Origin of the sequence: Thioalkalivibrio sp. ALE10 (assembly GCF_000381385.1) — a bacterium.
Lineage (GTDB): Bacteria > Pseudomonadota > Gammaproteobacteria > Ectothiorhodospirales > Ectothiorhodospiraceae > Thioalkalivibrio.
On record NZ_KB906459.1, the window covers coordinates 15,641 to 41,854 of the forward strand.

22 protein-coding genes and 2 pseudogenes are annotated in these 26,214 nt (G+C 64.1%); 8 read left to right on the forward strand and 16 right to left on the reverse strand.

Annotated elements, in window-relative coordinates:
- Positions 1 to 10: 10 nt before the first annotated feature.
- The 14 genes from tssA to F788_RS0112600 all read right to left on the reverse strand — a co-directional run bounded on the left by tssA (position 11) and on the right by F788_RS0112600 (position 16,499).
- Entirely contained in the window at positions 11 to 1,465 is a 1,455-nt protein-coding gene (gene tssA / locus F788_RS0112535) for a type VI secretion system protein TssA (protein ID WP_231372057.1), read from the reverse strand.
- Positions 1,453 to 2,094: a type VI secretion system-associated protein VasI gene (gene vasI, locus F788_RS0112540; protein ID WP_231363070.1), complete on the reverse strand. Its 642-nt coding sequence runs from the start codon at positions 2,092 to 2,094 to the stop codon at positions 1,453 to 1,455. Before vasI ends, tssA begins: the two co-directional genes overlap by 13 nt.
- Positions 2,091 to 3,638, reverse strand: a complete 1,548-nt coding sequence (locus tag F788_RS0112545) for a sigma-54-dependent Fis family transcriptional regulator (protein ID WP_018870963.1) — start codon at positions 3,636 to 3,638, stop codon at positions 2,091 to 2,093. Before F788_RS0112545 ends, vasI begins: the two co-directional genes overlap by 4 nt.
- Before the next feature lie 43 nt (positions 3,639 to 3,681).
- Positions 3,682 to 6,405 (reverse strand): type VI secretion system ATPase TssH, encoded by a 2,724-nt coding sequence (tssH, locus tag F788_RS0112550; protein WP_231372058.1) that lies wholly within the window; start codon positions 6,403 to 6,405, stop codon positions 3,682 to 3,684.
- Positions 6,287 to 7,099 (reverse strand): type IVB secretion system protein IcmH/DotU, encoded by an 813-nt coding sequence (gene icmH, locus F788_RS0112555; protein WP_231364983.1) that lies wholly within the window; start codon positions 7,097 to 7,099, stop codon positions 6,287 to 6,289. The genes tssH and icmH overlap by 119 nt, the downstream gene beginning before the upstream one ends.
- Before the next feature lie 2 nt (positions 7,100 to 7,101).
- Positions 7,102 to 8,439, reverse strand: coding sequence for a type VI secretion system baseplate subunit TssK (tssK, locus tag F788_RS0112560; RefSeq protein ID WP_018870960.1), 1,338 nt, complete (start codon positions 8,437 to 8,439; stop codon positions 7,102 to 7,104).
- Complete coding sequence (gene tssJ, locus F788_RS0112565; RefSeq protein WP_081617437.1) at positions 8,439 to 8,978, reverse strand: type VI secretion system lipoprotein TssJ; 540 nt, start codon at positions 8,976 to 8,978, stop codon at positions 8,439 to 8,441. The genes tssK and tssJ overlap by 1 nt, the downstream gene beginning before the upstream one ends.
- Complete coding sequence (gene tagH, locus F788_RS0112570) at positions 8,975 to 10,318, reverse strand: type VI secretion system-associated FHA domain protein TagH (RefSeq protein WP_231372059.1); 1,344 nt, start codon at positions 10,316 to 10,318, stop codon at positions 8,975 to 8,977. The genes tssJ and tagH overlap by 4 nt, the downstream gene beginning before the upstream one ends.
- A 4-nt stretch (positions 10,319 to 10,322) precedes the next feature.
- Positions 10,323 to 11,342: a type VI secretion system baseplate subunit TssG gene (gene tssG / locus F788_RS0112575; protein ID WP_026332788.1), complete on the reverse strand. Its 1,020-nt coding sequence runs from the start codon at positions 11,340 to 11,342 to the stop codon at positions 10,323 to 10,325.
- Positions 11,306 to 13,069 carry a type VI secretion system baseplate subunit TssF gene (tssF, locus tag F788_RS0112580; RefSeq protein ID WP_018870956.1) on the reverse strand — a complete coding sequence of 588 codons (1,764 nt, stop codon included), beginning with the start codon at positions 13,067 to 13,069 and terminating at the stop codon, positions 11,306 to 11,308. The genes tssG and tssF overlap by 37 nt, the downstream gene beginning before the upstream one ends.
- Positions 13,070 to 13,091: 22 nt before the next feature.
- On the reverse strand, positions 13,092 to 13,517 hold the full coding sequence (gene tssE, locus F788_RS0112585) for a type VI secretion system baseplate subunit TssE (RefSeq protein ID WP_019590387.1): 426 nt from the start codon (positions 13,515 to 13,517) through the stop codon (positions 13,092 to 13,094).
- A gap of 6 nt (positions 13,518 to 13,523) precedes the next feature.
- Positions 13,524 to 14,999 carry a type VI secretion system contractile sheath large subunit gene (tssC, locus tag F788_RS0112590; RefSeq protein WP_018870954.1) on the reverse strand — a complete coding sequence of 492 codons (1,476 nt, stop codon included), beginning with the start codon at positions 14,997 to 14,999 and terminating at the stop codon, positions 13,524 to 13,526.
- A gap of 33 nt (positions 15,000 to 15,032) precedes the next feature.
- Positions 15,033 to 15,542 (reverse strand): type VI secretion system contractile sheath small subunit, encoded by a 510-nt coding sequence (gene tssB / locus F788_RS0112595; RefSeq protein WP_018870953.1) that lies wholly within the window; start codon positions 15,540 to 15,542, stop codon positions 15,033 to 15,035.
- Between the two features lie 624 nt (positions 15,543 to 16,166).
- Positions 16,167 to 16,499, reverse strand: a complete 333-nt coding sequence (locus F788_RS0112600) for a hypothetical protein (protein ID WP_019590388.1) — start codon at positions 16,497 to 16,499, stop codon at positions 16,167 to 16,169.
- 333 nt (positions 16,500 to 16,832) lie between these two features.
- Between F788_RS0112600 and F788_RS0112605 the strand changes: the two genes are divergently transcribed.
- On the forward strand, positions 16,833 to 17,630 hold the full coding sequence (locus tag F788_RS0112605; protein ID WP_019590389.1) for a hypothetical protein: 798 nt from the start codon (positions 16,833 to 16,835) through the stop codon (positions 17,628 to 17,630).
- A 69-nt stretch (positions 17,631 to 17,699) separates the two neighbouring features.
- On the opposite strand, the gene F788_RS14180 is transcribed toward F788_RS0112605, so the two are convergent.
- Positions 17,700 to 18,176, reverse strand: a complete 477-nt coding sequence (locus F788_RS14180; RefSeq protein WP_231372060.1) for a hypothetical protein — start codon at positions 18,174 to 18,176, stop codon at positions 17,700 to 17,702.
- Between the two features lie 11 nt (positions 18,177 to 18,187).
- Between F788_RS14180 and F788_RS13460 the strand changes: the two genes are divergently transcribed.
- The 4 genes and pseudogenes from F788_RS13460 (at position 18,188) to F788_RS13465 (ending at position 21,450) form a co-directional block, all read left to right on the forward strand.
- Positions 18,188 to 19,060, forward strand: coding sequence for an ankyrin repeat domain-containing protein (locus F788_RS13460; protein ID WP_019590391.1), 873 nt, complete (start codon positions 18,188 to 18,190; stop codon positions 19,058 to 19,060).
- Between the two features lie 108 nt (positions 19,061 to 19,168).
- The gene (locus F788_RS0112625; protein ID WP_019590392.1) at positions 19,169 to 19,816 is read left to right on the forward strand and encodes an ERCC4 domain-containing protein; all 648 of its coding nucleotides are present in this window, start codon (positions 19,169 to 19,171) and stop codon (positions 19,814 to 19,816) included.
- A 350-nt stretch (positions 19,817 to 20,166) separates the two neighbouring features.
- Positions 20,167 to 20,397, forward strand: a pseudogene (locus F788_RS0112630) (IS481 family transposase); the annotation flags it as partial.
- Positions 20,398 to 20,485: 88 nt separating this feature from the next.
- Positions 20,486 to 21,450 (forward strand): IS5 family transposase gene (locus tag F788_RS13465; protein ID WP_155984441.1). Its coding sequence is split into 2 segments (ribosomal slippage): positions 20,486 to 21,062 and positions 21,062 to 21,450, totalling 966 coding nucleotides; the frame shifts between segments, so codons are not numbered across the junction.
- 146 nt (positions 21,451 to 21,596) lie between these two features.
- On the opposite strand, the gene F788_RS0112640 is transcribed toward F788_RS13465, so the two are convergent.
- Entirely contained in the window at positions 21,597 to 22,985 is a 1,389-nt protein-coding gene (locus tag F788_RS0112640; RefSeq protein ID WP_038037750.1) for a TolC family outer membrane protein, read from the reverse strand.
- A 406-nt stretch (positions 22,986 to 23,391) separates the two neighbouring features.
- On the opposite strand from F788_RS0112640, the gene F788_RS0112645 reads away from it, so the two are divergent.
- The 3 genes and pseudogenes from F788_RS0112645 to F788_RS13970 form a co-directional block, all read left to right on the forward strand.
- Positions 23,392 to 24,069: a transglutaminase-like cysteine peptidase gene (locus tag F788_RS0112645; protein ID WP_019590396.1), complete on the forward strand. Its 678-nt coding sequence runs from the start codon at positions 23,392 to 23,394 to the stop codon at positions 24,067 to 24,069.
- 10 nt (positions 24,070 to 24,079) lie between these two features.
- Positions 24,080 to 26,011 (forward strand): LapD/MoxY N-terminal periplasmic domain-containing protein, encoded by a 1,932-nt coding sequence (locus F788_RS0112650; RefSeq protein WP_019590397.1) that lies wholly within the window; start codon positions 24,080 to 24,082, stop codon positions 26,009 to 26,011.
- A gap of 66 nt (positions 26,012 to 26,077) precedes the next feature.
- Positions 26,078 to 26,214: pseudogene (locus F788_RS13970) on the forward strand (IS256 family transposase); the annotation flags it as partial.

Genomic DNA, 26,214 nt, shown 5'->3' on the forward strand with positions numbered 1-26,214 from the left:
GTTTTTCCGATTAGTTCCGACAGCCTGCACCGGCCGCCTTCAGGCGCTGAACGAGCTGGGGTTCCCAGTGTTCCAGTGCGAGGTCCTCGATCACGGCCTGTACCGCCCGGTACTGCTGCCGGGACAGAGCCTCCAGCCCGGCTTCCCCAAGCAGGTCGGCGCTGGCAAGACGCCAATAGGCCTCGTCACGCGGAGACCTGGCTGCCGCCAGCCCGCGGTCGAGAATGGCGAGTGCGGTGTTCAGACCATCGTCCTGGTCCAGGCAGGAGCGCGCCTCTGCAAGGGCCTGCTGCCATGGAGCATCCGCTGCCGGCAGTCCGCTGCTTTCCGTCCCGCCCGCCCGGGCCAGCCACTGGCGCGTGGTTTCATCCGCGAACGCGGTCCCGTCGCTGAACTGCAGTTCCACAAGCCCGGGTAGCCTGGTTACGAATCGGACGGTTTCCTCGTGAATCGCATCGGCGCAGTCATCGAACCCCAGGCGCTGCGCCAGCGTTGCACTGAGACGCTGCCCCTCGAGCCAGAAGGGGCTGACCGCCAGACTTTTCTCCAGTCGCTGCCAGAGGGCGTGGTTGCCACCGCGCTCCGCCCCTTCGCGATACTCCGCCATGCGGTCGGCGGCCACGGCCGCCAGCTCGGTACGTTGACCGTCACGGGTCGCGGGAACACCGTCGATCGGCGCCCACACCGCGTAGCGACGCAGCCGATAGCCGATGGGCTGATCGGGCGCCTGAGCGGCCAGATGATCGGCCATGCGAAGCAGCGCTTCCCGTTGCCCGCGTTCGTCCCCGGTGCGCAGCTCGATTCCGGCCAGCGCGGAGCCTTGATCCGCGGACAATGGGGCCCGCTCGGGAGGCGTTGGTCCGTGCTCCTCCTCCAGCTCCCCTGGGCCCTCGGGCGCTGCCGCCGCGAGACGGGTCAGCGTTTGTTCCAGCTCCTCCAGGGGGTCGACCGGCAATCCCGCCGCCCGCGCCTTCTCCTGCAATTGCTCGAGTATGTCGAGGTGCTCTTTGTACCCGCATTTCGTGCCGGCCGGGAGACCGGCGGCCAAGTGAACGGCGCGCTGCATGATGGTGCCGAACAGTTTCCGGCGCAGAGCCTTGCCGGGCTCGCCGGGTCGCGGGTAGGCGTTTTCCCACCATGTATCCAGTGCCCCGGAGAGCAACCGCAACGAGACTTCGAAGCGGGCCGGGTCACGCTCCTGCTGCAGACAATGAAGCAGATGGGCGAGCACCCGAATGTCCTTGCCCGCTTCACAGAGCAGCCGGATCGCGCGACTTTCCGCGCCGGCCCAGTCAATCTGGCCATGCCGCAGGGAGCCGACCTTCATCAGTTCCTCGTCCAGCCAGGCGTAGTCGGTACTGCCGGCCACTTCCTGACCAACCCCCGAGGGCCCGTCCACCGGCGCCAGCACCGCCTCCACGTGCGCACCGGATTCGACCCGGTCCATGTCTTCTACCAACGACATTTCGCCCTCAAAGGCCGAATCGCTTCGGCCAGGTCGTCGATCTCGAAGCGCAGCCCGTCCAGTGCCGGCAACGCCTCGCTGCCCAGCTCCAGATTCCCGCCCGCCAGCAACTGCCGCAGGGTTGCGATCGCGGGCAGGCCGCGCCCCCCACTCACGACCCGGCCGCCATCGCGCACGCGCCAGGTCTGCTGGATGCGGGTGCCGCCCTGGACGAGCTCCATGTCGACGCGACCCGCCGACGCCGGTAGCGGAAGATGGACCTGGAAATGGGTAATGTCCGAATAGCAGGCGACCACCAGCCGAGGCCGCGGCGGCGGCGTACCCAGTGCCGGGGCTGTGAGCAGCACCACCTCCTCGTATTCCCCGACACTGAGACGATGATCGTCCGTCGCGCGTCGGGCTTCCTGCCGCTCGACCACCTCCCACAGCGGGGGGGCCGGGTGCGACGCGCCGGGGTCGCCCGATTCGGAGCGGAAGAGGTCGTCATAACAGGCCAGACGATCGGCCCTTGCTTCGATCTCCACGCATGCGGAGACGGCTTCCGGGCCAACCGACTCGCTGGCCTGCAGGAGCCCTGCCGCCCAGGCGAGCGGCAGTAACAGAAGCCGTGCAGCATTTCCGTGCCTCATGTGAAATCCTTGTCCAACTCGAATTGCCGGCATTTGTACGCCAGCGTCCTTTTCGGAACGCCCAGGCTCAGCGCAGCCTTGGCGCGGTCTCCCTCGAACTGGCGCAGCTTCTCCCGGATCAGACGCGCCTCGTAATCGCGCACCGCCTGCCGCAGGTTGACCGGCGCCTGCGCCGGATTGGAGGCTCCCGGGACGACCGGCTCCGTAGCCCTTGCCACCGGCAGCAACTCCGGCCGGATCACTTCGCCTTCGCTCGCCATCGCGCAGGCGTATTCCAGCGTATTGCGCAGCTCGCGCAGGTTCCCGGGGAACTCATACCCCTCCAGACAGGCGAGGGCTTCGTGGCTGATACTGATGCCGTCCCGTCCCTCGCGCGCGGCGAATTCGTCGACGAAATGCCGGGCCAGCTCGTCAATATCCTCCCGACGCTCCCGCAACGGCGGGAGATGGAGGGGGAACTGGTTCAGCCGGTAGTAGAGGTCGGCCCGGAAACGCCGATCGCGGATAAGCTCTACCAGCGGCTGGTGGGTTGCGGATACAAGACGGACATCCACCTCGTGCTCCCGCCCCCCGCCCAGCGGACGATACCGGCCACTCTCCAGCACCCGCAGCAGCTTCGCTTGCAGCGCCGACGGCATGTCGCCGATCTCGTCCAGAAACAGGGTCCCCCCGTCCGCCTCGGCCAGCAGACCGGCGCGATCGTGCGTCGCCCCGGAGTGGGCCCCACGCAGGTGGCCGAACAACTCCGATTCGAGCAGCGCCTCCGGGATGGCAGCGCAATTGATCGCCACAAATGCCTTTTCACGCCGCGCCGAGAATTCGTGGATTGCCCGTGCGACGTGCTCCTTTCCGGTCCCGGTCTCGCCCTGCAGGAGGACCGCGAGCCTGGTTTCCGCCGCGCGGATCACACGGGATCTCAGTTCGGCCATGGCCGGCGACCCCCCGATCAGTCGGCGGCCAAGCGCCTGTTCCAGGGAACGGGCCCGGGAGTCCTGTTGCAGGCGGTTCAGGGAATGGCGCAGATCCTCGTCACGGCGGTGCGCTCGCGCCTGGTTGAGCAGCCTGTACCAGGTGGTGCTGACAAGCCGCTCCAGCGCACCAAGGTCCGGAGCGGCCCGCAGCGCCCGCAAGCGGCCCGTGGGACCCGCGAGCGCCATGACTCCCAGCCAGTCGTTTCCGGCCGCTTCTCCACGCAGCGGCCGGCACTCGATCTCCCAGTCGCCGGGCAGATCCTCGATATCGGCCCGAAACTCCGGGTCATCCATGCGCCCTCGCAGGTCCGCCACGCGTGCTTGCAACGTACGCCCGGACCGGACCACATGCGCATAGGGATGCCGGAAGTCATCGCAGGCGTAGCGCGCCGCGTTGGCGTCGGCAGACATCCACCGCCCGCTGGCATCCAGCGCCAGGAGACGAACCCAGCCGGTCGGCACGGTTTCCTCGAGCAAACGGGCCGTGCGTCGGCGCAACTGTTCGGGTGATCGGCTTTCCACCAGTGGAACCACCGACACAAGCCCGCCGACGACATGGCCGTTCGCCTGCATGTCAGATTCGAGAGTCACGGTTGCGTGCAATCGCGGCGTGTGGTCAGGCGATATCAGCGCGGAATTCACCGCTCTCCGGGTCAATTCCGAGTTCCATGCGCTGGATCGTTTCCTTGCGGGCCAGATGCTCCAGCAGCTTCAACGACACCGGCGGCAACAGCTCGCCTTCGATGACGGATTCGAGCATGCGGGCACCGTTCTCGCTTCGCCGCGCCCGCCGGCAGATGGCCTGCGGCAACGCCGGCGCCACCTCGATTTCGGCACCCGCATGCTGCCGCCGGATACGCGTCACCAGGCCATCGAGTTTCGCGGTCACGATCTCCTCGAGGGTGCTGTCGGACAACGGCCGGTAAGGAACGATCTCCATCCGGGCCAGCAAGGCGGGCTTGAAGAACGCGGCGAGCTCCGGATAAAGCGCCTGCTCCAGGGCCTCCGGTTCCGCGTGATGCCGCACAATCTGTTCATACCCAAGGTTGGAAGCAAGGAAAAACAGAACGTTGCGACAGTCGATACAGCGACCTTCACCGTCACTGAGTTCCCCCTTGTCGAATGCCTGATAGAAAAGGTTCAGGACGTCGGGGTGTGCCTTCTCGGCCTCGTCCAGCAGTACCACGGAGTACGGACGCTGGCGGAGGGCCTCGGTAAGCAGCCCGCCTTCGCCGAAACCGACATAGCCCGGCGGCGAACCGATCAGCCGCGCAACACTGTGCTTCTCCTGATACTCCGACAGGTTGATGGTGGTCAGGAACTGTCGCCCCCCGTAAAGCTGCTCGGCGACCTGATGGACCGTCTCGGTCTTCCCGACACCGCTCGGCCCCACCAGCAGGAACGCCCCCAGTGGACGCCCCGGCCGGCGCAAATCCGCGCGCGCGGTCAACAGGTGCCGGTGAAGCTGTTCGATGGCTGCGTCCTGTCCCTTGATATGTTCGCCAAGCAGAGCGGGAAGCCGCGTCAGACGGCCGAGCTCGTCGTCGCTCATGCGATCCACCGGAACGCCTGTCCAGTCCTCGATCACTTCTGCAACCCGGGGCGCCTCGACCGTCGCGCTGACCAGGGCATGGCGCGTCTGCAGCGCCTCGAGCTCGCGTTCGAATTGCGCAAGCCTGGCGGCCGCCGCATCGCGCTCGCCGTCCTGCCCCGCCGCTTCGCTCAGCAGCGGGGAGTGCAGGTCCAGGATCGCCCGAACCTTTTCACGCTGTTCCTGCCATGCCGCATCGAGTTCGGTGCGCCTGGCCCGGAGCTCCGCAAGATCCCGCGACAGTTCCGCCTCGCGATCCCCCGCATCCGCACGCCCCAGCAGTCGCTCCCGCTGCACCTGGTCCATCTCCCGCTCCATCGCGAGAACCTCGCTATCCAGGTGAACCAGTCCCCGCGGAGGCGACTGCAACGCCCGGGCCACTCTTGCACAAGCGGTGTCCAGCACCTCGATCGCCTTGTCGGGCAGCTGTCGCCCGGCGAGGTAACGTGCCGACAACTCCGCCGCCGCCCGGAGGGCACTTTCGCCGATGACAACGCCATGGCTCTCTTCGTATACATCCCGCAACCCGCGAAGGATCACCAGCGCCTGCTCCGGAGTCGGCTCGGCCACGCTGACGGGCTGGAAGCGGCGCGCCAGCGCCGGATCCTTCTCGATGTATTTCTTGTATTCGCGCCAGGTGGTAGCGGCGATCGTCCGCAGCTCCCCGCGGGCCAGGGCCGGCTTCAGCAGATTGGCAGCATCTCCCGAACCCTCCGGGTTCCCGGCCCCGATCAGGGTGTGCGCCTCGTCGATGAACAGCAGCACCGGGCACCGTGCCTCCGCCGCTTCCCGTATCACTGCCTTCAGGCGTTTCTCGAACTCGCCCTTCATCGCGGCGCCGGCCTGCAGGGCCCCGAGATCCAGCATCCGCAAATCCACTTCCTGCAGTGACGCGGGCACCTTGCCCTCGACAATGCGAAGGGCGAGTCCTTCAACGAGCGCGCTCTTGCCCACGCCCGCATCACCGACCACCACGGGGTTGTTCTTCCGGCGTCGGACCAGGATGTCGATCATCTGGTCGATTTCGAGATTCCGACAGAGCACCGGATCCAGTTCACCTTCGCGGGCCTGTTCGGTCAGGGAATGGGTAAAACGCCCCAGCGCACTGTCATCCCCGCTGGCGGCAACCGCTTCGGCGCCCTCCTTCCGGGGCTGCTCCGCGGACCCGGCGACAAGCCGGTCGAAATCGCGCAACAGTGCATGGCGATCGACGGCCGCCATCCGATACGCGTTGTCGTGATCGAGGTAGCCGTCCGGGTACTGCAGCAAGGCGAGCAGGATGGCGCCGCTGCGCAGTTGACTATGCTCCAGCTCCGTGCTGGCCATCAGCCAGGCATCCTGCAGAAGGGCGACCAGCGTCGGCGAAAAAGCCGGTGTGCCCTCCTCTTCCGGACGCATGGGCGCCGCTGCGGCCAGCAACCGGCCGCGCAGCTCCGAAACCTCCCCGAGGGCATCGCCCAGCAGGCAGCGGACGTCGCACAAGGGCTGATCGAGGAACGCTGCCAGCACATGCGCAGCACTCACCTCCGGTGCGCGCTGTTCAATACACAAACCGGCCGCGGCCTCCAGGCCCTGCCGTGCGACCGGATGCAGACGCTTGAGAAGTGCGCCGAGCTCTACCTTGAGCATGTCAATTCCCTTTTTGTTCGAACCATTGCGCCACGAGGGCGCTGACTTCACTCGCCTGCTGACCGAGGGACCAGGACATCGCCAGATAAAGGCCCACAGACACCACAGCAAAAAGTCCAACGATCATCCACACGGGAAACTCACCGCGCGAGTTCCAGCGACTTCGCGTCACATGCCGTTCCGGATCCGTCAGTGCTTCTTCACTGGTTTCGTGCAGGGACGACAGCTGATCCCCCAGCGCCTTGACGATACGTTGATACTCGTCGTGTCTTTCAGGCTGAATGCGATAACGCCCCTCGAAGCCCAAACAAAGACATACATAAATGAAAGTCAGCAGTCCTTCGTACCGCTGCGGTTCCTGTTGAAGCCGTGCGAGGATGGAAAAGACCTTCTCCCCTCCCCAGGTCTCGTCATGAAAACGGGCCAGCAGCGAATGTTCCGCCCAGTCGCTCTGCCCGCCCCATGAGGTGCTCATCACCGCCTCGTCGACGAACGAACACAGGACATAGCGATACGCCAGCACGGTTGGTCTGTCGTAGCCCTGCTCCGTGAGCTCGATGTCGATGGAGCGGATCTCCTCCACCACCTGGCGATACAGGGCTTCGCTGTCTCCCAGCCACTCCAGCTGCCGAACCCGGATTACCAGTCCAAAAAGAGGGCTGGCCGCATCGACCAGTGGATTGAGGCTGTATCCGCGCAGGCGGAACACCAATGCCTCGTCGCCATCCAGCATGCCCGGCTTCACCGTGGCTCCGGGGTCTCTCTCGCCGGACACCCTTCCCTGATCCTTCAGACTTTCCGCGATAGCCGTCATCGCTAGCTCCTGATCGCCCAGAACTGGATATCCAGCCCCGGGAATTTCCCGCCGACGTGAAATGCAAAGCCGCTACCGCCGGACAACGTCGACCATGCCTCACTACGCCGGTCGAGCTGGAAGTAGATGTGGCTTGCGTGGTATGGAAGCTGCCGTGGCGCCACGGGCAACGGAACCAGCGGCACGCCCGGCAACTGCAGGCTCACCAGGTCCGTGATGCGTTCAATGCTGGCCACCTTGGTCTGCTGCACGAACAGGCGACGCAGTTCCTCCACCGGCATATCGGCGTGCACGGCAACAATGAACTCCGCCTCCTCCAGCAGCCCCGGGTCGCTCAAGGGCGCAACCATCAGGCCATAGCGGCGATGCTCCAGCGGAATCGACACGGCCCGGGCTTCCAGCACGGTCGACAAGGCCAGGCGCAGTCCCTGCATGAGCGCCCGCAACGAGTCGTCCGGGTGGTCATGGTCGTAGGGTGGATAGGTCCGCGGAAGACGCGACTCGTCCGTGAAGGTCGCCAGTTCGCCGCAGGCCTCCAGCATGCAGGCATACAGCGTTTCCGGATGCAGACGGCGATGCCGGGCCAGGTGCAGGAACCGGGGCTGAAGACGGTTGAGCAGCTGCAGAAGCATGAAATCCGAGACATCGGCAACACCCGCCTGCTCGGGAGCTGCGAGACGCTGCGCGACGTTCCTGGCTCGCTCCTGCATCAGGCCGGCCATCTCGCCGAGAAAGCGCTGCAGGCTCGGGGCCACCCGGGTACTCAGCGCCGTCGGGACAAAATGGGGATCCAGAACCAGCCCGCCATCCGGACGGAGCTCGAGGATCCGGGCCAGCGCCAGGCAGGCATAACCACTGCGATCATCGCGCTCCAACAGCAGCCTTGGGGCCACCCTTGCCACGGACAGTTCCGTGGCATCGCCCCCGCGGGAGTGCAGGTCGCGGATTTCGCGCGGCTCCCGCCGAAACCGACCTTCGTATTCCGGCTGATCGGTGTCCGCCACCTCGGCCACGCTGTCGCGCGCAAGCGGAAGCGCAAGATAGACATGCTGGTTGGCAGCACTCGCCTCCGTGACCTCCAGCGGCTCCGGCTCCAGGTCATCCCCGGGAATGTCGAAGGTTGTCCCGTCCGGCAACACGCCACGTGCCCGGGTCAGCGCCACCCGGCCGAACCCGAGAAACTCCTGGTTGAGCGACAGCTCCACGAACCCGTGGTCATAGGCGCAAGCCGCCTCGAGCCGGAGATTGACCACCCCTTCAAGGCTGCGTTGCTGTTGCTGGAAATGCTGCGGCTTGATGAAGTCGCCTTCACGCCAGACTACTCGATTTCGACACACCATCAGTCCTCGTCCTTAAGGTCGGCTTCGTGCCTGCGCAAATGCACGAGAAGGTTGTAGTCGAGGCCTCGCGGTTCAACGCGCAGGGCCTTTTTCCACTGCGCTTCATCCGGCATCGCGTAATACGCCACCAAACCGATGTAGCGGGCATCCGAGTCCAGTTCATCCAGAAAAAAACTCTTGAACTGGCCTGGCAACAGGGTGAAGTCGTCGTGGTCCAGATAATTGGTCCCGAGCGCGTCTTCGAGCTCTTCCTCGAGCTCCTCATAGCTTGCGGCCATGAGCATTGAGTCATCCTTCAGTTGCATCACGCGAAACATCAGCGGTGTACCTTCGCCTTCGCTGTTGGGATTGACGTCCTCGTCGGCCACCAGGCTCAGGCGTACCGCAGAAGGCTGGTCTTCCGGATGGCCTACCGGAACGGACGGGTCCCAGATCACCTGCCCCAGCTTTCCTGCCGTTTCCAATGGCGTTGCACATCCGCTTACAAAAACTGCAAAAATCACCCACACCAGCAACCGACACCCCCGGCAGGAGATCATTTCGTCTCCCCTTGCCGACTCCGCACCGACTGGTCATACGCCTGTTCGAACACCTCCCAGAACAGCTTTGCAAAGCCCTGTTGCCGATCGGAATTCAACTCCGCGAAATAGTGGCGGTACATGCGCCATGACCAACCGTCGCCACGGGCCTCTGCGTCGTCTCCGGTTCGATATGCCGCGAACCGACGCTGCAGGGTGTCCGGCTCGAACGCCGACAGCAGCGTCTGCAGCCCGGCACTGATTGCGGTTTCCATTGCCTGCTGATGCCGGCTCATGAGCTCCAGCGACTCTGACACCGCCGCCGCCGGCGCGAGATGCACCGGACTCCGATCGGAAGAAAACATCGTCCGGACCGTTTCGTCATAGTCCTGGCCCAAACGCAACGGATTATCTTCAATCGGCTGCAGACGGCGGTCGCGCAGCGGGTACCTGGACTCGTGCCGAGTACGGTGGAGTTCGCACAAGCCGGTCACCGTCGCCTTCACGGTCTCGCCGACGAGCGCCAGAAACTCTCTTTGCTCATCCGCGTCACGGAATTCCAGGTTCACACCCAACGCTCCGAGCAAGGGCTGGATACTCGCGCCACCGGCGGCGCCCGCGGTCGCGGTCGCCGTTTCCGGCCCCGACCATCGTTCCTCCAGGTGGGCCCCCACCGATTGCTCCAGCGCCTTCAGTTCGTCTTCGCGTGCTTCCGTGGACCGGGGTTGCGCCGGATTCATCATGGCACACTCCTCCCTGGACCGAAGGTCGCGGCCGCCGTCCGGCCCCGTCCACTCTCCGTTGACCGAACCACTCTTTTCGTTGCCCTCCATAGCCCCCTCCAATGCCTTGATCGGATCATCCGCATGCCGGCCCGCATCGGACTGACCACCCAACGCGACCAACGGGTCGCCTGCGTCATCCGCCTTCTCGGCCATCAACGGCCCGCCATCCGCCGTCATGACCGCCTCGGGACCTCCGGTCAGCGCCCCGGCCAAAGCGGAGATCCCGACATACTCGTTCCCGCTTCCGGCATGAACACGAACGTGGTAATCGCCGATCACCAGGGTGTCCCCCTCGGACAGCGAGACCTTCTGATCTCGCCCCAGCGGCTGCCTTCCATTGTTGATATAGGTATCGCCGCCTTCCGCCTGCAGGATGAAACTGCCGTCCTCGTATCCGACAAAGGCATGTACTCCGCTGACTCGCCCCGCCGTGTCGGGCAGCCACCAATCACAGCCACCCTCATCGCTGCCAATGCAACCGCCATCCGTACCGAAGACATGGCTACTGCTGCACTGACCATCGAGCACCGCCGGATTGGTTACTACCATGGTCAGTTCCGTCGGTCGTTCCGCCACCACATCACTCCCTTGTCTGTATACGGACACGCCGCCTCTGGCGCATCGCTTCCGTTCGTGGAGAGAGAAAACTGGTCCATCCCAATTGACTCGTTTTCGGGCAGGAAAGCCGCATGCCATCGACCTCCTCTGGCTGCAGTTCCAGCTCCAGGTCATACGCGAGCGGTTCACGCAGGAGGAAATCCACCAGCGACTGCAATACGCGGAACTCCCTGCCACTGGGGAGAAAATCGCTCATTCGTGTGCGACTCAGTCCGGCAATGCGGATCACAAACTTGCCGTTGATGTCGCGCACCCGCTCTCCGATGGTGAAATCCTGGTTCAGCCGCATACCGGCGACACCACAACGACTACGTTGATCGGGCGATATCTGCACCGATCGGGCACACCAGGGAAGCACCGTCACCTGCTCGAGGTCGAAGTAATGCGCAAGGATTCCCCCCACGACTTCCGGAGCCCGGGAGCGCCCCGCCACCAGGCCGGCATACGCCAGCATCTTGCTCCAGTTGATCGGCGTCTCGCCGCGCATGCCCTCGTCCGCGAGGCCGGTCAGCGCAAACAGCACCGCCGAGAATCCGTCACCTGCACCGTCCTCGTAGCGGATGTGATGGCGGTACTTTCGCCACGAGAAATGGAAAAGTGTCAGCAGGCGGTGATGGAAAAAATCCAGAAGGTCCGCCGCAGCCCCCTCGTCGTGAGCGCGCGCCTGCGCTACCTGTTCCAGGTAGTAACCGGGCAGGGGTGACTGCGCGCCATGCAACCCCATGAACCCCACTTCCAGCGAATAGCCGCGCCGATCGCAATGCCCCAGACGAACGACATCACTTCCGGGAAATCCCAACGAGGGCGAAACACAGAACCGAAGGCCACGGACGACAGGCCGCGTGTCCACCTTCGGGTCGGGGTTCTCCCCGCGCACGCGAAACAACAGTTCCACCAACTGGAAGAAGTCGTAGTGATGCGCGCGGTCCCGAAGGGCCTCGGGCACTACATCAGCGGTTGTTGTCCGGGCTGCCACTTCCATGTGTAGCTCTGCTCGCTTTTCCGATTAATGACCTGCAACTCGTGAAACGAGTTGATGCTCGCGTACAACCCCAGAAACCTGGCCAGAACCGAGCCAAACTGATAAAGGCTCCCTTCATCCCCAAAGGCGTCTTCATCCAGTTCCACAACCGAACGCAAACCCCGAACCGGCAACCCCTGGAACAGTCGGTCCGCCGCTTCCGTCCGAATCGAACGAATCCCGGCCAGCCGATTTTGCGAGACTCGCTCCGCCTGACGGTCTGCAAACGACCGGAAATCGTAGGCCCGCAATACCGAGCGGAGAGCATCCGTGCTCAGCAACGAGAGATAGTTGAGGGCCAGGTTCGACAGCAGCGTCCAGAGCAGGCCGTCATCCAGGCGTGGCTGCAGCCGCGGCGTGGGTGCCGTGATGTTGCTTACCGTGGCCATGGCCGGCGAGTCGTCGGCGTATGTCGTCACGTCCCCGACCGTCAGTGCCTCAGGGAGGCGCCGGTTGGTACAGGTGAGCCGCAACGAGACGGTTTCCCGGTCTCCCAGTCGCTGGACCTCGTCGCCGCGCACAAAGGAGATGTCGTGGTCGAAGCCATCATTTCGCATGCTCTCGCGCGTGCGCACCCGATAGAACAACGATTCCCCGCCGCGATCCCGCTCCAGCTGATGCTGGAAACTTTCGAAGGGGAAATAACGCCTGGGCTTTCCACGAAAGCGCCCGTCCGCCTCGGTCAGCCAGCCCTCCACCTCGTCGACGCTGAACACTTCGTAATGCCCCGGGTTTCGACTGCTGGGCGTTATCCTGTACTCGCTCCGCTGACCGGTCAGATCGACCGGGTCCGCATCCATCTCGAACAGGTTCACGGCCGGCGTACAGTGCAGCTGAAAGTTGTCGACCCCCGGACGCACATCGGACGGAAGGCTTCGCGAGAATCGGAACACCAACCTCACCTCCTCTGCCGCCCGGCTCGGGCAACTGGAGCTCACACCTTTCACTGCGACAAACCGGAACGCGTCCGGAAGGCACAGATACTCCTGCAGAATCCGGTAACCCTCGAAACTGTTCCTCGGATACGGCAAGACGGCCTGATCCCGTTCGAACCCCACCGGCCCAATGGCGTCAACGGACAATCTGTGTTGCTCGCCATCGATCCACAGGTGCAGGTCTTCCAGGTAATGCTGGAGCCAGAGGTAGAGCATCCGCGCCGAATATTCGTCGCCACCAAGGTAGAACCGCATGGACTCGGGAGCGACCGCATCCAGCGGCTGGTCTCCATGCACACGCAGGTGGAGGGTCAGCTCCGAGGAATTGCCCGAGTGGAGGTCTTCCACCTCCACCACCTCCAACGGGTTCAGGGTGACGTCATGGCTGGTTCGGAACCGGCACTCGGTACCCTCCACCGGAACACTGGACAGCATGGTGCCCCGCGGGATGCGGTAGGCCCCGGTCAATGCCTGCCACACCGGAGTGAACCGCACGATCGTCATGCTGGGCACCGGCCGCAGGTAGTTCGGCCACAAGGTGTTGATCAGCGAGTGAGTGAGTTCCGGAAACTCGTCCTCGACCTTCTCGCGCATGCGCCCGGTCAGAAAGGCAAAGCCCTCGAGCAAGCGCTCCACGTCCGGATCCGTTCCACGCTCGGAAAGGAAACGGCTCAGCTGAGGGTAGGCCTCGGCGAACTCGCGGCCCTGCTCCCGCAGGAAGTTCAGCTCGTCCCTGTAGTAACGGTTCAGCATCACTCAAACCCGGCCAACGCCGTCATTCGACGAGCCAGTACCGGCGATCGGCCAGCAACAGGTCCAGGGTGGTTTCGTCACGCCGGCCGTCCGACGCCAGCCGGGCACGCACCCGAAACTGAAGCCGTGTCGACTGGCTGCCGTTGTCCTGGACCTCCACGTTCACATCGGTGATGCGCGGTTCAAACCGCTCGATGCACGCCTGAACGGCCTGCCGCACACCAAGCTTGAGGTCCAGCGCGGCGCCCGTGGCATCGTTGAAATCCATCAGTCCGAGTTCCGGCACGCACGGACTGTGGCCCGGGCAGCTATTGAGCAGATCGGTCAAATGCCGCTTGATCGAGTCGACAAGCGCCTGGTCGCCGCCACCCGAAGGGACCGGGTAACCCGGTGCGGCCAGACGCTCGAACAACCGGGGCCCATTGATGGTCTGAGACACCTCGGTCATCGGCCCTTACTCCTTGTCCAGACGACCGACAAGCGAGAGTTCGAAGTTCGCGCCCATGTACTTGAAGTGTGGCCGAACCGCCAGGGATACCTGATACCAGCCCGGGTCTCCCTCCACATCGGAAACATCGATCGCGGCAGCCCGAAGGGGACGGCGGCTTCGCACATCGGCGGGCGGATTTTCCTGGTCCGCCACATACTGTCGGATCCAGTCGTTGAGCTCCCGCTCAAGATCCTGCCGCTCCTTCCAGGCACCAATCTGCTCGCGTTGCAGCACCTTGATGTAGTGCGCAAGGCGATTGATGATGAACATGTACGGGAGCTGGGTGCCCAGCTTGAAATTGGTCTCGGCCGCCTGACCCTCCGGGGTATTCGGGAAGCGTTTCGGCTTCTGCACCGAGTTGGCGGAGAAAAAAGCCGCGTTGTCGCTGTCCTTGCGCATCGTCAGAGCGATGAAACCCTCTTCCGCGAGCTCGTACTCCCGACGGTCCGTAATCAGCACCTCGGTGGGGATCTTCGCCTGCAGCTGGCCCATGGCCTCAAAGGTGTGGACGGGAAGGTTCTCGACCGCTCCGCCACTTTGCGGGCCAATGATGTTGGGGCACCAGCGGTATTTGGCGAAGCTGTCGGTCAGGCGTTCGGCCAGGAGATAGGCCGTATTCCCCCAGAGATAATGCTCATGGCTTTGGCTCACCGTCTCGCGGTAGCTGAAGGTCTTGATCGGGTTCTCGACCGGATCGTAGGGCATCCGCAGCAGGAAACGGGGCGCGGTCAGCCCCAGGTACCGGGCATCCTCGCTCTCGCGAAGACTGCGCCAGCGCGCATACTGCGGGCCTTCGAAGACTGCGGACAAGTCCTTGATATGGGGGAGCTCCTGGAAGCTCTCCACACCAAAGAATTCTGGTGCGACCGACGAAATGAACGGTGCATGCGCCACTGCGCCCACCGCAGCGGTGTACTGCAGCAGCTTGATGTCGGGCGTGCTGGGGTTGAACTCGTAAACCCCAATGACCCCGGCGACCGGGTCACCACCGAACTGGCCGTAGCCGGATGCATACACATGCTGATACAGCCCGCTCTGGGCAAGCTCGGGAGAGAACTCGAAGTCGTCGAGGAGTTCTTCCTTGGTGGCATGCAGCAGACTCAGGCGGATGTTCTCGCGAAAATCGGTGCGGTCCACGAGAAGCTTGAGCCCGCGCCATGCCGATTCGAGCTTCTGAAACCGGGGAAGATGCAGGACTTCGTCCACCTGCGCGCTGATCTTCCGGTCCAGTTCGACGATCATGCGATCCACGACCGCCTTGTTGACCTGAGGCGTTTCTTCGTCATCCCGCAGCAGTTCGCTGATGAAGGCAGCAACTCCCTTGCGCGCGACATCATAGCCTTCGTCCGCCGGCGCCATGCGGGTTTGCGCCATCACCTGATCCAGCAGGGACCCGGTGGCCACGCCGTCGCGGGACTGTTCCTCTACCACTTCATTCATTGCTTGTTACCTCGCTTCCGTTGCAAGCCCCGATTACTCGGTTTCATCCGTGGAGGGGGTGTCCTGTTCGAGTTCTTCCAGCAGCTGGTTTCGCGCCTCTTCGCTCTCCAGAAGCTCCTGCAGGCGTTCGCGAAACGCCGGCACATTGCCCAGCGGCCCCTTGAGGGCAACCAGTGCCTCGCGCAGCTCCACCAGCTTTCGCAGCTCGGGGACCTGCTGGGCGACCTTGTCCGGGGAAAAGTCGTCCAGCGCCTTGAAGGAGAGACTCACCGGAAGATCGCTGTCCTCATCGCCGTCCTGGAGACGGTTGGGCACCGAGGCCTCCAACCCGAGGCCCGCTTCGGCGAGCACGGACTGGAAGTTGTTCTTGTCGACCGAGACGGTGGAGCGTTCCTCGACCGGGGTATCCTCGGTGCCACCCTTGAAATCACCGACGACCAGGAGCTTCAGCGGAAGCTCGGTCTCCGCCTGCTGGTCTCCAGTGGCCGGGACATAACGAATGTTGATGCGCTCCCTGGGCGCAACCGTTCCTTCTTTGGACATGATTCACTCCTTGTGACCAGATGAAGTCTCGGTCAGACACGACAAACGCTCCGGCACCCACAAAGGTGCAGAACACTCGTGACGCTTGACGAGCTGACAAGAGGGAGACGTCGAAGTGGGAAATGCGGTGGCTACCGCGCATTGCGGGGGTCCTTTTCGTCCATGATTGTTGGTCGCCCCAGCGCCGGTGGGGGCAAATCGCTCTCGTCGCTTCGCCCCCCTGCAAGGAGCAAACCGAAAGGCGTTTTGAGCGCCCGATCATCCTGACCGGGAAACACCACTTTTTGTATCACTATGCGGAACCAGCCGTCCACACCAAAATCAGGGTTGTACCGACCTTCCAGAGACGTTAAGCACCGTTTCTGGAAATAGCGCACATTTTTGCGTTCCTCCGGCGCCAGGCTTTGCCCGCGCGGGTTCGCGGATCCAGGCCCCATCCAGGAGCGTCGTTCGGCACGGGGTTCATCCGGCTGACGGACAACGCGCAGGAAAGGTTGCAGGAACCCCTGGCTGCGCGCCTTCTCATTGCAAGTCGGGGGCATCTCGAACCCGGGCCGACAGGCTTCCGTCGTCCCCGCATACCTCCCAGCCAGCATCGACGCAGGCCTCGCACGGGCGCGGTAGTCAGCCGCGAGGCTTTCCAGCTGCAGCGCCTTCGCTACGGCCGGTCATCGCTTCCAGTTGCTCCGTCAACCGGACGTCGATGGCCTCCAGCTCGACGCGCAAGGACTCGAGGGCGTCCTCGTCGCCGCCGGATCGCTCCAGCTCCGCCAGCCGGTTGGCGACGTCGTCCCGTTCCTTCATGGCCTCCTGAATCGCGTCTACCTGGCGGCTTTGTGCCTGCCATTCGGCCTGCTCGGCCTCGGCACGCCGGAGCAGACGGCGCCGTTGCCACACCCACAGCACTACCAGCAGCACTAACACGCCGCCGATCAACATGTGGATATTGATGTTCATCGACGCTCCTCCCCGATATCCATATCACACAACCTCTTCCATTACAGGGTCTTTCTACCGCAGCCTCCTCCGAATCTCAAGCACCGTCAGCCGCCGCGGAAGATGACGCACGACTGTGTTGCTACCGGAGGCAAATCCGACCGAGCGCCTGAACGAACCCCCGAGGGTTCCGGATTTCGAGTGAGATCATCAAAGGCCGTCAGGCAATGTCGCCCCCTCCAAACGGAGGTGTCTCGGCCCGGCTGACATCCGGTTTCATTGGTCGGTCGATGGTGCGGTTCACGCCACGCCCCGACGCACATATTCAGGCCAGCCACAAGGAGAAGCGAAACCGTGGGTAACCAACTGGTATTCAAGAACTGGGGCACCCCGCTCATGGGGCTCTTCGTGCTCGTGATGAGCGTGATCTTCCTGACCACGTTCGGCCGCAGCACGCATCTCGCCTGCGGGGCGGAGGAGCGCTACTGCGAACTCACCCGATCGGCCCCGTTCGGCATCCATGAATCCACCGAGGGCCGCTACCCCCTGGAAGAGATCCAGCAGGCCACACTGGGCGAGAGTCGGAACAGCGACGGCGACCGCACCTACTCCGCCAACCTGCAACTGGACGACGGCTCGGTGGATATACTGGGCTACAGCCGGAGCGGCCGATCGGGCGTTCAATCCATCGTGGACGAGGTCAACACCGGCCTCGACGATGTCCGTCAGGAGGGAGACTTTCACATGAGCCACCAGGTCACGTTCGGCCTGTGGATGCCCCTGGCGATGAGCGTACTGGGTCTCTACCTGCTGCTGTTCCAGCGCAATGTCGTGGCCCTGTGGCTGCCGCCCGGGGTTGACCAGCTACAGGTCGCCGAACGGCGCTGGTGGCAGCCGGGGAGTCCCGGCAAGATCCGCGATATCCCCTTGCAGGACATCAGCCGGGTGGCCGTGGAGACGACGTGGTCGAGGTCACAGCGTTCCGGCCATAGCAAACCCGCCCACAGGCCGGTCATCTATCTGAAATCCGGGGAATCCATCCCCCTCACGCGAACGCGCAGATCGGGCCAGGGCGCCTTCCGCCGGCAAGAGCAAGTACGCCGCTTTCTCGAACAGGGCGGCGCATCGCTGGACGACGAGGAAAACTCGTAAGGTCGCTGCAGGTTGAAAGACAGGCGGACTGCTTCGGCTCGATCAGCCGCCGCTGCTCCTCGATCATCGCTAGGTGCTCGTGGTAACCGGGCCTCGTAGCCGAAGCACGGTCAGTTCTGTCGTGCCAGGCCCGAGCCCATTGGTGAGACCGCGCATGATGTCGGCTTTGCCGTCCTCGAAGCACGGAGTGATCTTCGCCACCGCGACGTCGCCTTCTCGGACGCAGGTGTAACCGTCAATCACATTCTGCAGCGCTCGGGTCTGGTCGAGAACCAGCGAGCCATCGTCTCCCACGGCCATCCGGATCGGCGGCTGGTCCGGTCCTCCGTGGTATTTGTTGCGGTAGTGCGCCAGAAATGCTTCTGCATCACGTCCACGGGTCAGGGCGTTCAGCCTTTCCAGCAACCAGGTGTGGAAGAGCCAAGCCCTGCGGGATGCGCTCAGCGGCGATGCGCCGCCGGATGTGGCATGATCGATCTCACCGTATTTCCGCCAAACCCGGGGGGCGCGACAGTTGCCCGGGTGTCCCGGAACCGCGTCATTCAAAGGAGAGAAGGATGTCCCGTACCCAACGCCCCCTGCTGCCGACCATCACCCTGGGCGCCCTCCTGGCCCTGTCCCTGCAAACCGCCTCTGCCGCCGATCCAACGGAGCGGCTTTTCGAGGCCGCGACGCAAGGCACTCCCGAAGAGGCCACGGCTGCGCTCGAGGCGGGGGCCGACGTCAATGCAAGGGACGATAACGGCGTCACGCCCCTGATGTTCGCACTCGCAGACAACGAACCGGCTATGGCCGAGTTTCTGATCGACCAGGGCGCCGACGTCGAAGGGCGGGATGACTTTGGCTGGACGGTGCTCATGGACGCCGCGAAACACCAGACACCGGCGATGGCCGAGACCCTCATCGAACTGGGTGCCGACGTCAACGCGCAGGACGATTTTGCGAGCACCGCCCTCATGGTCGCCGCCGGGAACAACGAACCGGCCATGATCGAGACCCTGATCGAACACGGCGCCGAAGTCGATGCGCGGGACGAAGAAGGCTGGACTGCCCTGATGGTCGCCGCCGCACAACACGAGCCGGCAGTGGCCACCATTCTCATCGACCACGGCGCGGACATCGAGGTGCGCAACGTACACGGCTGGACGTCCCTGGTGCAGGCCGCGCTGCGCGACGACCCGGCCATGGTCGAGACCCTGGTCGAGCACGGCGCAGACATCAATACGCGGGACAAAAACGGCTCCACTCCCCTCATGGACGCCGCGGCCCACAACATTCCGTCCATGGTCGAGGCCCTGCTGGCGCTCGGCGCCGACCCCGGCCTGACCAACAAGGAAGGGCAGACTGCCTACGACTTTCTGGACGACAACTTCCACATCAGCGAATCGGACGAGGTCTACCAGCAGCTCCGTGCCGCCGGGGCCGACTGATTTCCTGAATACAAGGACCCGGCCGGTATCCGAGACTGCATGAGGGATTGCGAGTTACCCCCTGCGCTCCGCCTAGACTGCGTGCGGGTCACACAATCGGAGTCCCCAATGGAAAATCTTCATCTGCCGATCCGCGTCGACAAGCGCGAAAAGGGCAAGATCATCCAGCGCATCGAAGAGCTGGAGGGCGTGGAACTGGAATTCACCGACCTGGATGTTGGCGATTACGTCTTGCCCAACGGCGTCGTGATCGAACGCAAATCCGCGGCCGACATGGTCCTGAGCGTGGTCGACAAGAGCCTGTGGGAGAACGCCGCGAAGCTGAAGGCCAACTACCGGCAGGTGATCTACATCGTCGAAGGGGATCTGTACGAGCCCCGCTTCTACCAGCAGGCGCTGGACATCCACCGCGCCCTGGCCCACCTGACCATCGCCCTCGGCATCAGCGTGCTGCCCAGCCCCGATGCCGACAACAGCGGCATGCTCATCTACCTGACCGGCCTGAACGCACAGATCGAGCCGGATCCCGTCGACCGTGAGGCCGAGTCGGACAATCGGCGCAAGGTCGCCGAATTCATCCTCAGCGGCCTGCCCGGGGTCGCCGCGGACGACGCCCGCGACCTGCTGCGCAGCCTCGGCAGCGTGCGCGACGTCATCAACGCCGACGCCGCTACCCTCGCCCGGACCGATGTCCTCGACCCCGAACGCGCCGAACGCATCGAGTCCGTCGTCACCTACGGCAGCCGCAAAAGCTGAGCCGGACAAGAGACCAGGGCCAGTACTGTCTCGCACCACAGGTGTCCGCTTCACGCGGTTCCGGACAGGAGCACCTCACACCACCGGTCTGCTGCTCTCCGAGAAAACCGTGCTGAACCTGCAACTAGTCCAGTACGATGGCCGGGTTGTGCGTGCCATCCGGCCCCATCGGGTCGTAGGGCGGCATCAACGTGATCTCGGCTTCCGGATCCGCCTCCCAGAATCACGGGGCCTGATCGGCCGGCGACTCCATCGACAGGCAGGAGATGCCCGGGCAGCTCATTGCAGCCGCCGTCTCGTCATCGACCTCGGCACGCGAGATCCGCAAAATCCGGGCCGTGGGTGCCTGAATGGTCGAACGCGTCAACGGACGCAGCGCCGACCTGCTGCGCACCCGGCGCTTCGACTCGGAAGCGCATCTGAACGACACCCTCCGGGATTACCAGTGCCTGTACGACCATCAGATCGGGCAAAAGGCGCTGGGGCATCGAACGCCGGTGGAGACACTCAAGGCCTGGCAACAGGAGCACCCCGATGTGTTTCGTAAACGGATATACAACCAGCCGGGACCTGACACCTAGGGAGACGCTGATTTAATCCGCCGCTGCTCCCGCCCGGCGAGTGGGTTTGGGATAATGGCAGCAGGTTTTCTGCCCGAGGTGATGGTCGATGTCGCAGCGCAGTTTTTCCGATCTCGAGTACTCCGCCAAGCGCAAGCAGACGCGGCGCGACCGGTTTCTGGGGGAGATCGACGCGATCACGCCCTGGGCGGCGCTGGTGGAGGCGATCGAGCCGCACTACCCGAAGGGGAAGCGCGGCCGTCCGCCGATCGGACTGGAGCGCATGCTGCGGATGTACGTGGCGCAGCAGTGCTTCAACCTGTCGGATGAAGGGGTCGAGGATGCGGTCTACGACAGTCAGGCGATCCGGAGCTTTGTCGGGATCGACCTGAGCCGCGAAGACGCCCCGGATGCTACGACCCTGCTGCAGTTCCGCCGGCTGCTGGAGCAGCACAACCTGACCCAGGTGATCTTCGACCGGATCAACGTCCACCTCCAGCAGCGGGGCCTGCTGCTGCGCGAGGGCACGGTGGTGGACGCCACCCTGATTGCGGCCCCGCCCTCCACCAAGAATCGGGAGAAGGCCCGCGACCCGGAGATGCACCAGGCGAAGAAGGGCAACCAGTGGTACTTCGGGATGAAGGCGCATATCGGGGCGGATGTCGTCACCGGTCTCGTCCACACGGGAAGGGCACGGCGGCAAACGTCTCGGACGTGTCGCAGGTGCCGGAACTGCTCCACGGCGAGGAAGCCAGCCTGCATGGCGACGCCGGCTACATCGGGGCGGAGAAACGCCTGAACGGGCATCGCCCGGAGACGCACATCGCGCGAAAGCGTGGCACGGTGCGCGCGCTGCCGGAAGGCGCGGAGCGCGACCAGGTCCGCACCGATGAACGGCACAAGGCCCAGTTGCGTTCGATCGTGGAGCATCCGCTCCATGTGGTGAAGAACCTCTTCGGGTATCGCAAGGTGCGCTACCGCGGCCCCAAGAAGAACACCGCACAGCTCCACAGCCTGTTCGCCCTGGCGAACCTGTACCGTGCGCGACGATGGGGACTACTGCCGCAGGGGTAGTGTGTCCGCAGGACCGGAAATCGCCCCTGTAACCGCCTAAAACGGCGGTTACAGGGAGTAAAACCGGCCGCCGTGGCCCCAATGTCCTTCCAAAAGTGCGTTGCCGGGACATGGAGCCGGCTGCGAGGCCATTGATCAGTGTTTCCTTAGCGGAAGATACTCTCGTGACGCACTTCGCTCATCTCGGGGGCATCTGCCGGACATACAGAGTCCGGATCGACCCGGGCCGCGTCGTCCACCAGACCAAGATCCGCCACGCTCGGCATGTCGCCACGCGAGATATCCAGATACTCCAGCAACCGGCCCATGCCGTTCAGTGCCCGTGCCCTGGCGATCTCCATATCGTGCTGGGCATTGATGAAGGCCCGGCTCGCCTCGAAGTACTCGTTCTCCGTGTCCAGCAGGTCCAGCAGGCTGCGCTGACCAATGCCGAACTGCTGGCGATACGCGGTACGCACGCGGTCCGACGAGTCGCGATGCTGGAGCAGGAAGCGCAGCTGGCTATCCAGGGAACGCATATCGTTGTACGCAACCGAGACAGTCTGACGTACATTGCGGCATACCGACTCCTGCTGGTCGCGCGCCTCGTTGAACTCCTCGGTGAACTGGCGCACCCGCGCCTGATCGGTACCACCGCGAAACAGGTTCCAGGTCATCACGACCTGCGCCGAGGTGTCGTGGACCCGGATGTCCTCGCGTTCGAACACGTCGTTTTCGTAGGCGTGACGCAGGCGCAGGTCCAGGCGCGGGTGGAAGGCCGAGCGCGCGACGTTGCGCTGTTCCTGTGCCGCCTCCATGTTGCGCAGCGAGGCAAACATGGCCGGGTTGGTGGTGATCGCCGTGGTCAGCGCCTCCTGGACGGTGCCGGGAATCGGCTCGTCGGAGAAGCTGCCGACCAGATCGACGCGGTCGCCCGCGGGCATCTGCCCCACAATCCGGTAGTAGCGCGCATTCACGTCATGCAGGTTCTGACGCTCGGTCAGCAGGTTGGACTCGGCCAGGGCCAGGCGACCCGAGGCCTGCTCGAGATCAACGCCTCGGCCCACACCACGCTCGGTCTGCTCCACGATCTGGTCGTACACCTCCTTGTGCGCGTCGTAGTTTTCCTGCGCCAGGTCCACCAGGGCGCGCTGGCGCTGGACATCGGCGAAGGCCCGTACGGCCTCCAGCGCGATCTCCTCGGTGGTCTCGCGCAGTTCGAAGTACCGCACCCGCTGAATCTCGCCCAGGCGGCTGACTTCGCTCGCGGTCTCGAAGCCGTCGTACAGCATCTGCGTCAGCGTAATGTCGACGCCGCGCGGATTCCGCGAAAATGAATCGAAGGCGTCGTCGCTGGAGCGCTGACGCTGATACCCGGTACGGGCGTTCAGATCGATCTCGGGCATGAAGCGCCCGCGGGCGCCGGTCTGCTCCTCACCGGAGGCACGAAAGGCATGCCACCGCGACTGCACATCGGGGTTGGAAAGCACCGCTTCCATCGCGGCGTCGCGCAGCGGTTCTGGAGCCTCGGCCTGAGCCGTTCCCCCTGCGACCATCGCGACAGCCGCCGCCAAGGCCAGCAGCCCGCCTTTTGCAGTGATCGACCTTGTTACATCCGCCATTCCTACCCCCATCAATCTTGCTCGAATGTTCGCATTGCCACCCCGCCCCAGCACCGCCGGACGTAGGCAAACGCAGATTTTTGACTCAAAACAGATCAAGATATACCCGCGCGCAGACGCGCGCAATGATTTTTGGTGGAAGTCACATAACAAGGGGAAAACACGAGAAGCGCCGAATACCTTGGCACGAGCCATCACTTCATGTTCTGGTTTCTGGCTTTTCATACAGGCGTGGCCCATTATTCAGGGTGTAGGAACTCTTCACCGCCTCCGGAGGGCCGCCTGCGTGCCCGCAACCTGGCCCAGGAATCCGTTCCGCTTGATACGACGCGTAAGCCTGGTGCTCGTGCTCGCGGCCGGGGTGTGGCTGCTGGGCTCCAGCCATGCGGGACTCGGCAGCCTGGCACAGCTGGAGCAGGTTGCGGCCGAACGCTACGGGCCCGAAACAGCGCAACGCGTACGGCGTTGGCGGGAGCTCCTGGAAGACCTCGCCGACGAAGACGAACAGACCCAGATCACCCAGGTCAACGCGTTTTTCAACCGCCAGCTGCGCTATCAGGACGATCAGGTCACCTGGGGGCAGGAGGATTTCTGGGCCACCCCGCTGGAGGCCCTCGACAAGGGTGCGGGAGACTGCGAGGACTTCTCCATCGCCAAATACGTCAGCCTGCGCAAACTGGGCATTCCCGATGAACGCCTGCGGCTTTTCTACGTGCGGGCGCGGCTGGGCGGCCCCGGAAGCAATCTCAGCCAGGCGCACATGGTTCTGGGGTATTTCACCGATCCGCGCGAGGAGCCCATGGTACTGGATAACCTCGTCACCCGCATTGAACGCGCGTCCCAACGGGACGACCTGACCCCGATCTTCTCGTTCAACAGCGAGGGGCTCTGGCCGGACGGGCAGGCACAGTCCGCCGCCGACCCCACGGCGCGGCTGTCACGCTGGCGCCGCATCCTCGAGCAGCTGGACGATTACGGCCTTGATCTCGACCAACCCATTCACCCGACCCCGGAATGAGGGCGCCGCCATGACGCTGAGAAAACAACTCTGGATCGCCGTCGCCATCATCATGCTGCTGGCGCTTGTGGTCAGTATCGTCGTGAGCACCTTGTCGGCCCGTAACTATCTGGCACAGCAGCTGCTGACCAAGAACGTCGACAACGCCGCTTCTCTGGCACTGTCGCTCTCGCAGCTGCCCAAGGACGAGACCACCGTGGAGCTGCAGATCGCCTCGCAGTTCGATACCGGCCACTATCAGCACATCCGGCTGGTGGACCCGACCGGTGAACTGATACTTGAGCGCCGCAACCCGGATCCGCCCCAGGGCGTACCCACCTGGTTCGTGGAGCGCCTGGGCTTCAACGTGCGCCCCGGGGTCGCCCATGTATCCGATGGCTGGAGCTCCTTCGGTACCCTGATCATCGAAAGCCAGACCAACTACGCCTACGAGGCCCTGTGGGAGGGCACGCTCCGCCTCACCGCGATGTTTGCCGGCGGCTTGCTGATCATCGGGCTCCTGGGGTCCTTCCTGCTGGGGCGGCTGATCCGGCCGCTGAACCAGGTTGTGGAACAGGCGGAAGCGGTCGGTAAAAGGCGGTTCATCACGACCCCCGAACCGCGCACCTGGGAATTCCGCGCCCTGGTGCGCGCCATGAACCAGCTGACCGATCACGTACGCATGATGCTGCAGGAAGAGTCCACCCGCCTGGAGCGGCTCAAGAACCACCTGCAGCACGATGATGTCACCGGACTCCTGAACCGCGATGCCTTTCTGGCTCGCTTTCAGGCCACGCTCGACAACCGCCACGGCGGCTCCGGCGGCAGCTTTGTGGTGCTGCGCATCTCCGACCTAGCCGAACTCAACCAGACGATCGGGCACGCTGCGCTCGACCAGCTTCTGGCCCGCATCGCAGGCGTTGCCGAGCAGCAGGCGAGCGTGAGCAGCCATGGTGCTGCCGGACGCCTGAAGGGCTCCGACATCGCAGTCTTTGGTGACGGCATTGATGACAGCGAGCGCTTCGCCGAATCCCTGCTGACCGCGATTCGCGCCGACCTCACTGCCCCGGAAACCCCGCAGGCCCTGACCCTGCACCTGGCCGGAACCCCCTTCCACCCCGATGACACAACGGGCGAGGTTCTGAGCCGAGTGGACCAGGCGCTGGCCCGCGCCGAACTGGAGCCCGGAGACTCTGTCGCCGAAGAGCCGCATGCCGTTCTGCCCCACGCCAGTCAGAACGAATGGCGTAGCGCCATCACCCAGGCCCTGGGCAGCCATGGTGTACAGCTGGCGCGGTTCCCGGTGATCGATGCGGACCACGAACTGATGCACCACGAGGCGCCGATGCGCCTGGTGCTGGATGGCGAGTCACGCCCGGCCGGCTACTTCATGCCCTGGGCCGTGCGCCTGGATCTGATCCGGAAGCTGGACGATGCCGTGCTCGATGCCGCACTCGAACAACTCGGCCGCACCGGTGACTGCCTCGCGATCAACCTCTCGGTGGACAGCCTGCGGGACACCGCTTTCCGGCAGCGGCTGGAAGCTCGCCTGACAACGGAACCGGAGATCGCCGGCCGCCTGTGGCTCGAATTCCCGGCACGAGGCGCACTGGCCCACCCTGCCGAACTGCGCGACCTGTGCCGTATCGCCCGTGTGGCAGGCTTTTTTGTCGGCCTGGAACACGCCGGACCCGAGGCCTTCCGCTCGCACGACCTCACCACCTTCGGACTGCACTTCGTCAAGCTGCAGGCGTCCCTGGTCCAGGGTGTCCAGCGCTCCACCGAAACACAGGCCCTGATCCGCGGACTCTGCACCCTGGCCCATTCCATCGGCATCCTGGTCATCGCCGAAGGCTGCGACCACGCGGACGACGTGGAGGCCCTGCTGGATCTCGGAATCGACGGTGTAACCGGCCGCGCGGTGCAGGGAGTTACTGTCGAAAGTGGTGTACGGGGGGATTGAGAAAGGCGGCGTATCCGGCTGGAATGGAAGTGCGAGCAACCAGCCAGCCAAAGGAGATACGCCACCATGGCTCACGATACGACAGACATCCCGAACGGACCAGAGGACCCGTTGACCGATCTGCTGCGCCGCGGGGCGCGGGATCTGATCAAGCAAGCGGTGGAGGCCGAGTTGCAGACGTTCATGGAGCGCTACGCGGAGGA

Bases quoted from the DNA above. Each gene is read 5' to 3' on its own strand.
- tssJ (WP_081617437.1), bottom strand. From the start codon at position 8,978: ATGATCTCCTGCCGGGGGTGTCGGTTGCTGGTGTGGGTGATTTTTGCA.
- vasI (WP_231363070.1), bottom strand. From the start codon at position 2,094: ATGAGGCACGGAAATGCTGCACGGCTTCTGTTACTGCCGCTCGCCTGG.
- F788_RS13460 (WP_019590391.1), top strand. From the start codon at position 18,188: ATGTCCCGTACCCAACGCCCCCTGCTGCCGACCATCACCCTGGGCGCC.
- tssA (WP_231372057.1), bottom strand. From the start codon at position 1,465: ATGTCGTTGGTAGAAGACATGGACCGGGTCGAATCCGGTGCGCACGTG.
- tssK (WP_018870960.1), bottom strand. From the start codon at position 8,439: ATGGTGTGTCGAAATCGAGTAGTCTGGCGTGAAGGCGACTTCATCAAG.
- F788_RS0112625 (WP_019590392.1), top strand. From the start codon at position 19,169: ATGGAAAATCTTCATCTGCCGATCCGCGTCGACAAGCGCGAAAAGGGC.
- F788_RS0112600 (WP_019590388.1), bottom strand. From the start codon at position 16,499: ATGAACATCAATATCCACATGTTGATCGGCGGCGTGTTAGTGCTGCTG.
- tssF (WP_018870956.1), bottom strand. From the start codon at position 13,069: ATGCTGAACCGTTACTACAGGGACGAGCTGAACTTCCTGCGGGAGCAG.
- tssG (WP_026332788.1), bottom strand. From the start codon at position 11,342: ATGGAAGTGGCAGCCCGGACAACAACCGCTGATGTAGTGCCCGAGGCC.
- F788_RS0112545 (WP_018870963.1), bottom strand. From the start codon at position 3,638: ATGCAGGCGAACGGCCATGTCGTCGGCGGGCTTGTGTCGGTGGTTCCA.
- F788_RS0112650 (WP_019590397.1), top strand. From the start codon at position 24,080: ATGACGCTGAGAAAACAACTCTGGATCGCCGTCGCCATCATCATGCTG.
- tssB (WP_018870953.1), bottom strand. From the start codon at position 15,542: ATGTCCAAAGAAGGAACGGTTGCGCCCAGGGAGCGCATCAACATTCGT.
- tssC (WP_018870954.1), bottom strand. From the start codon at position 14,999: ATGAATGAAGTGGTAGAGGAACAGTCCCGCGACGGCGTGGCCACCGGG.
- icmH (WP_231364983.1), bottom strand. From the start codon at position 7,099: ATGACGGCTATCGCGGAAAGTCTGAAGGATCAGGGAAGGGTGTCCGGC.
- F788_RS0112640 (WP_038037750.1), bottom strand. From the start codon at position 22,985: ATGGTCGCAGGGGGAACGGCTCAGGCCGAGGCTCCAGAACCGCTGCGC.
- tssE (WP_019590387.1), bottom strand. From the start codon at position 13,517: ATGACCGAGGTGTCTCAGACCATCAATGGGCCCCGGTTGTTCGAGCGT.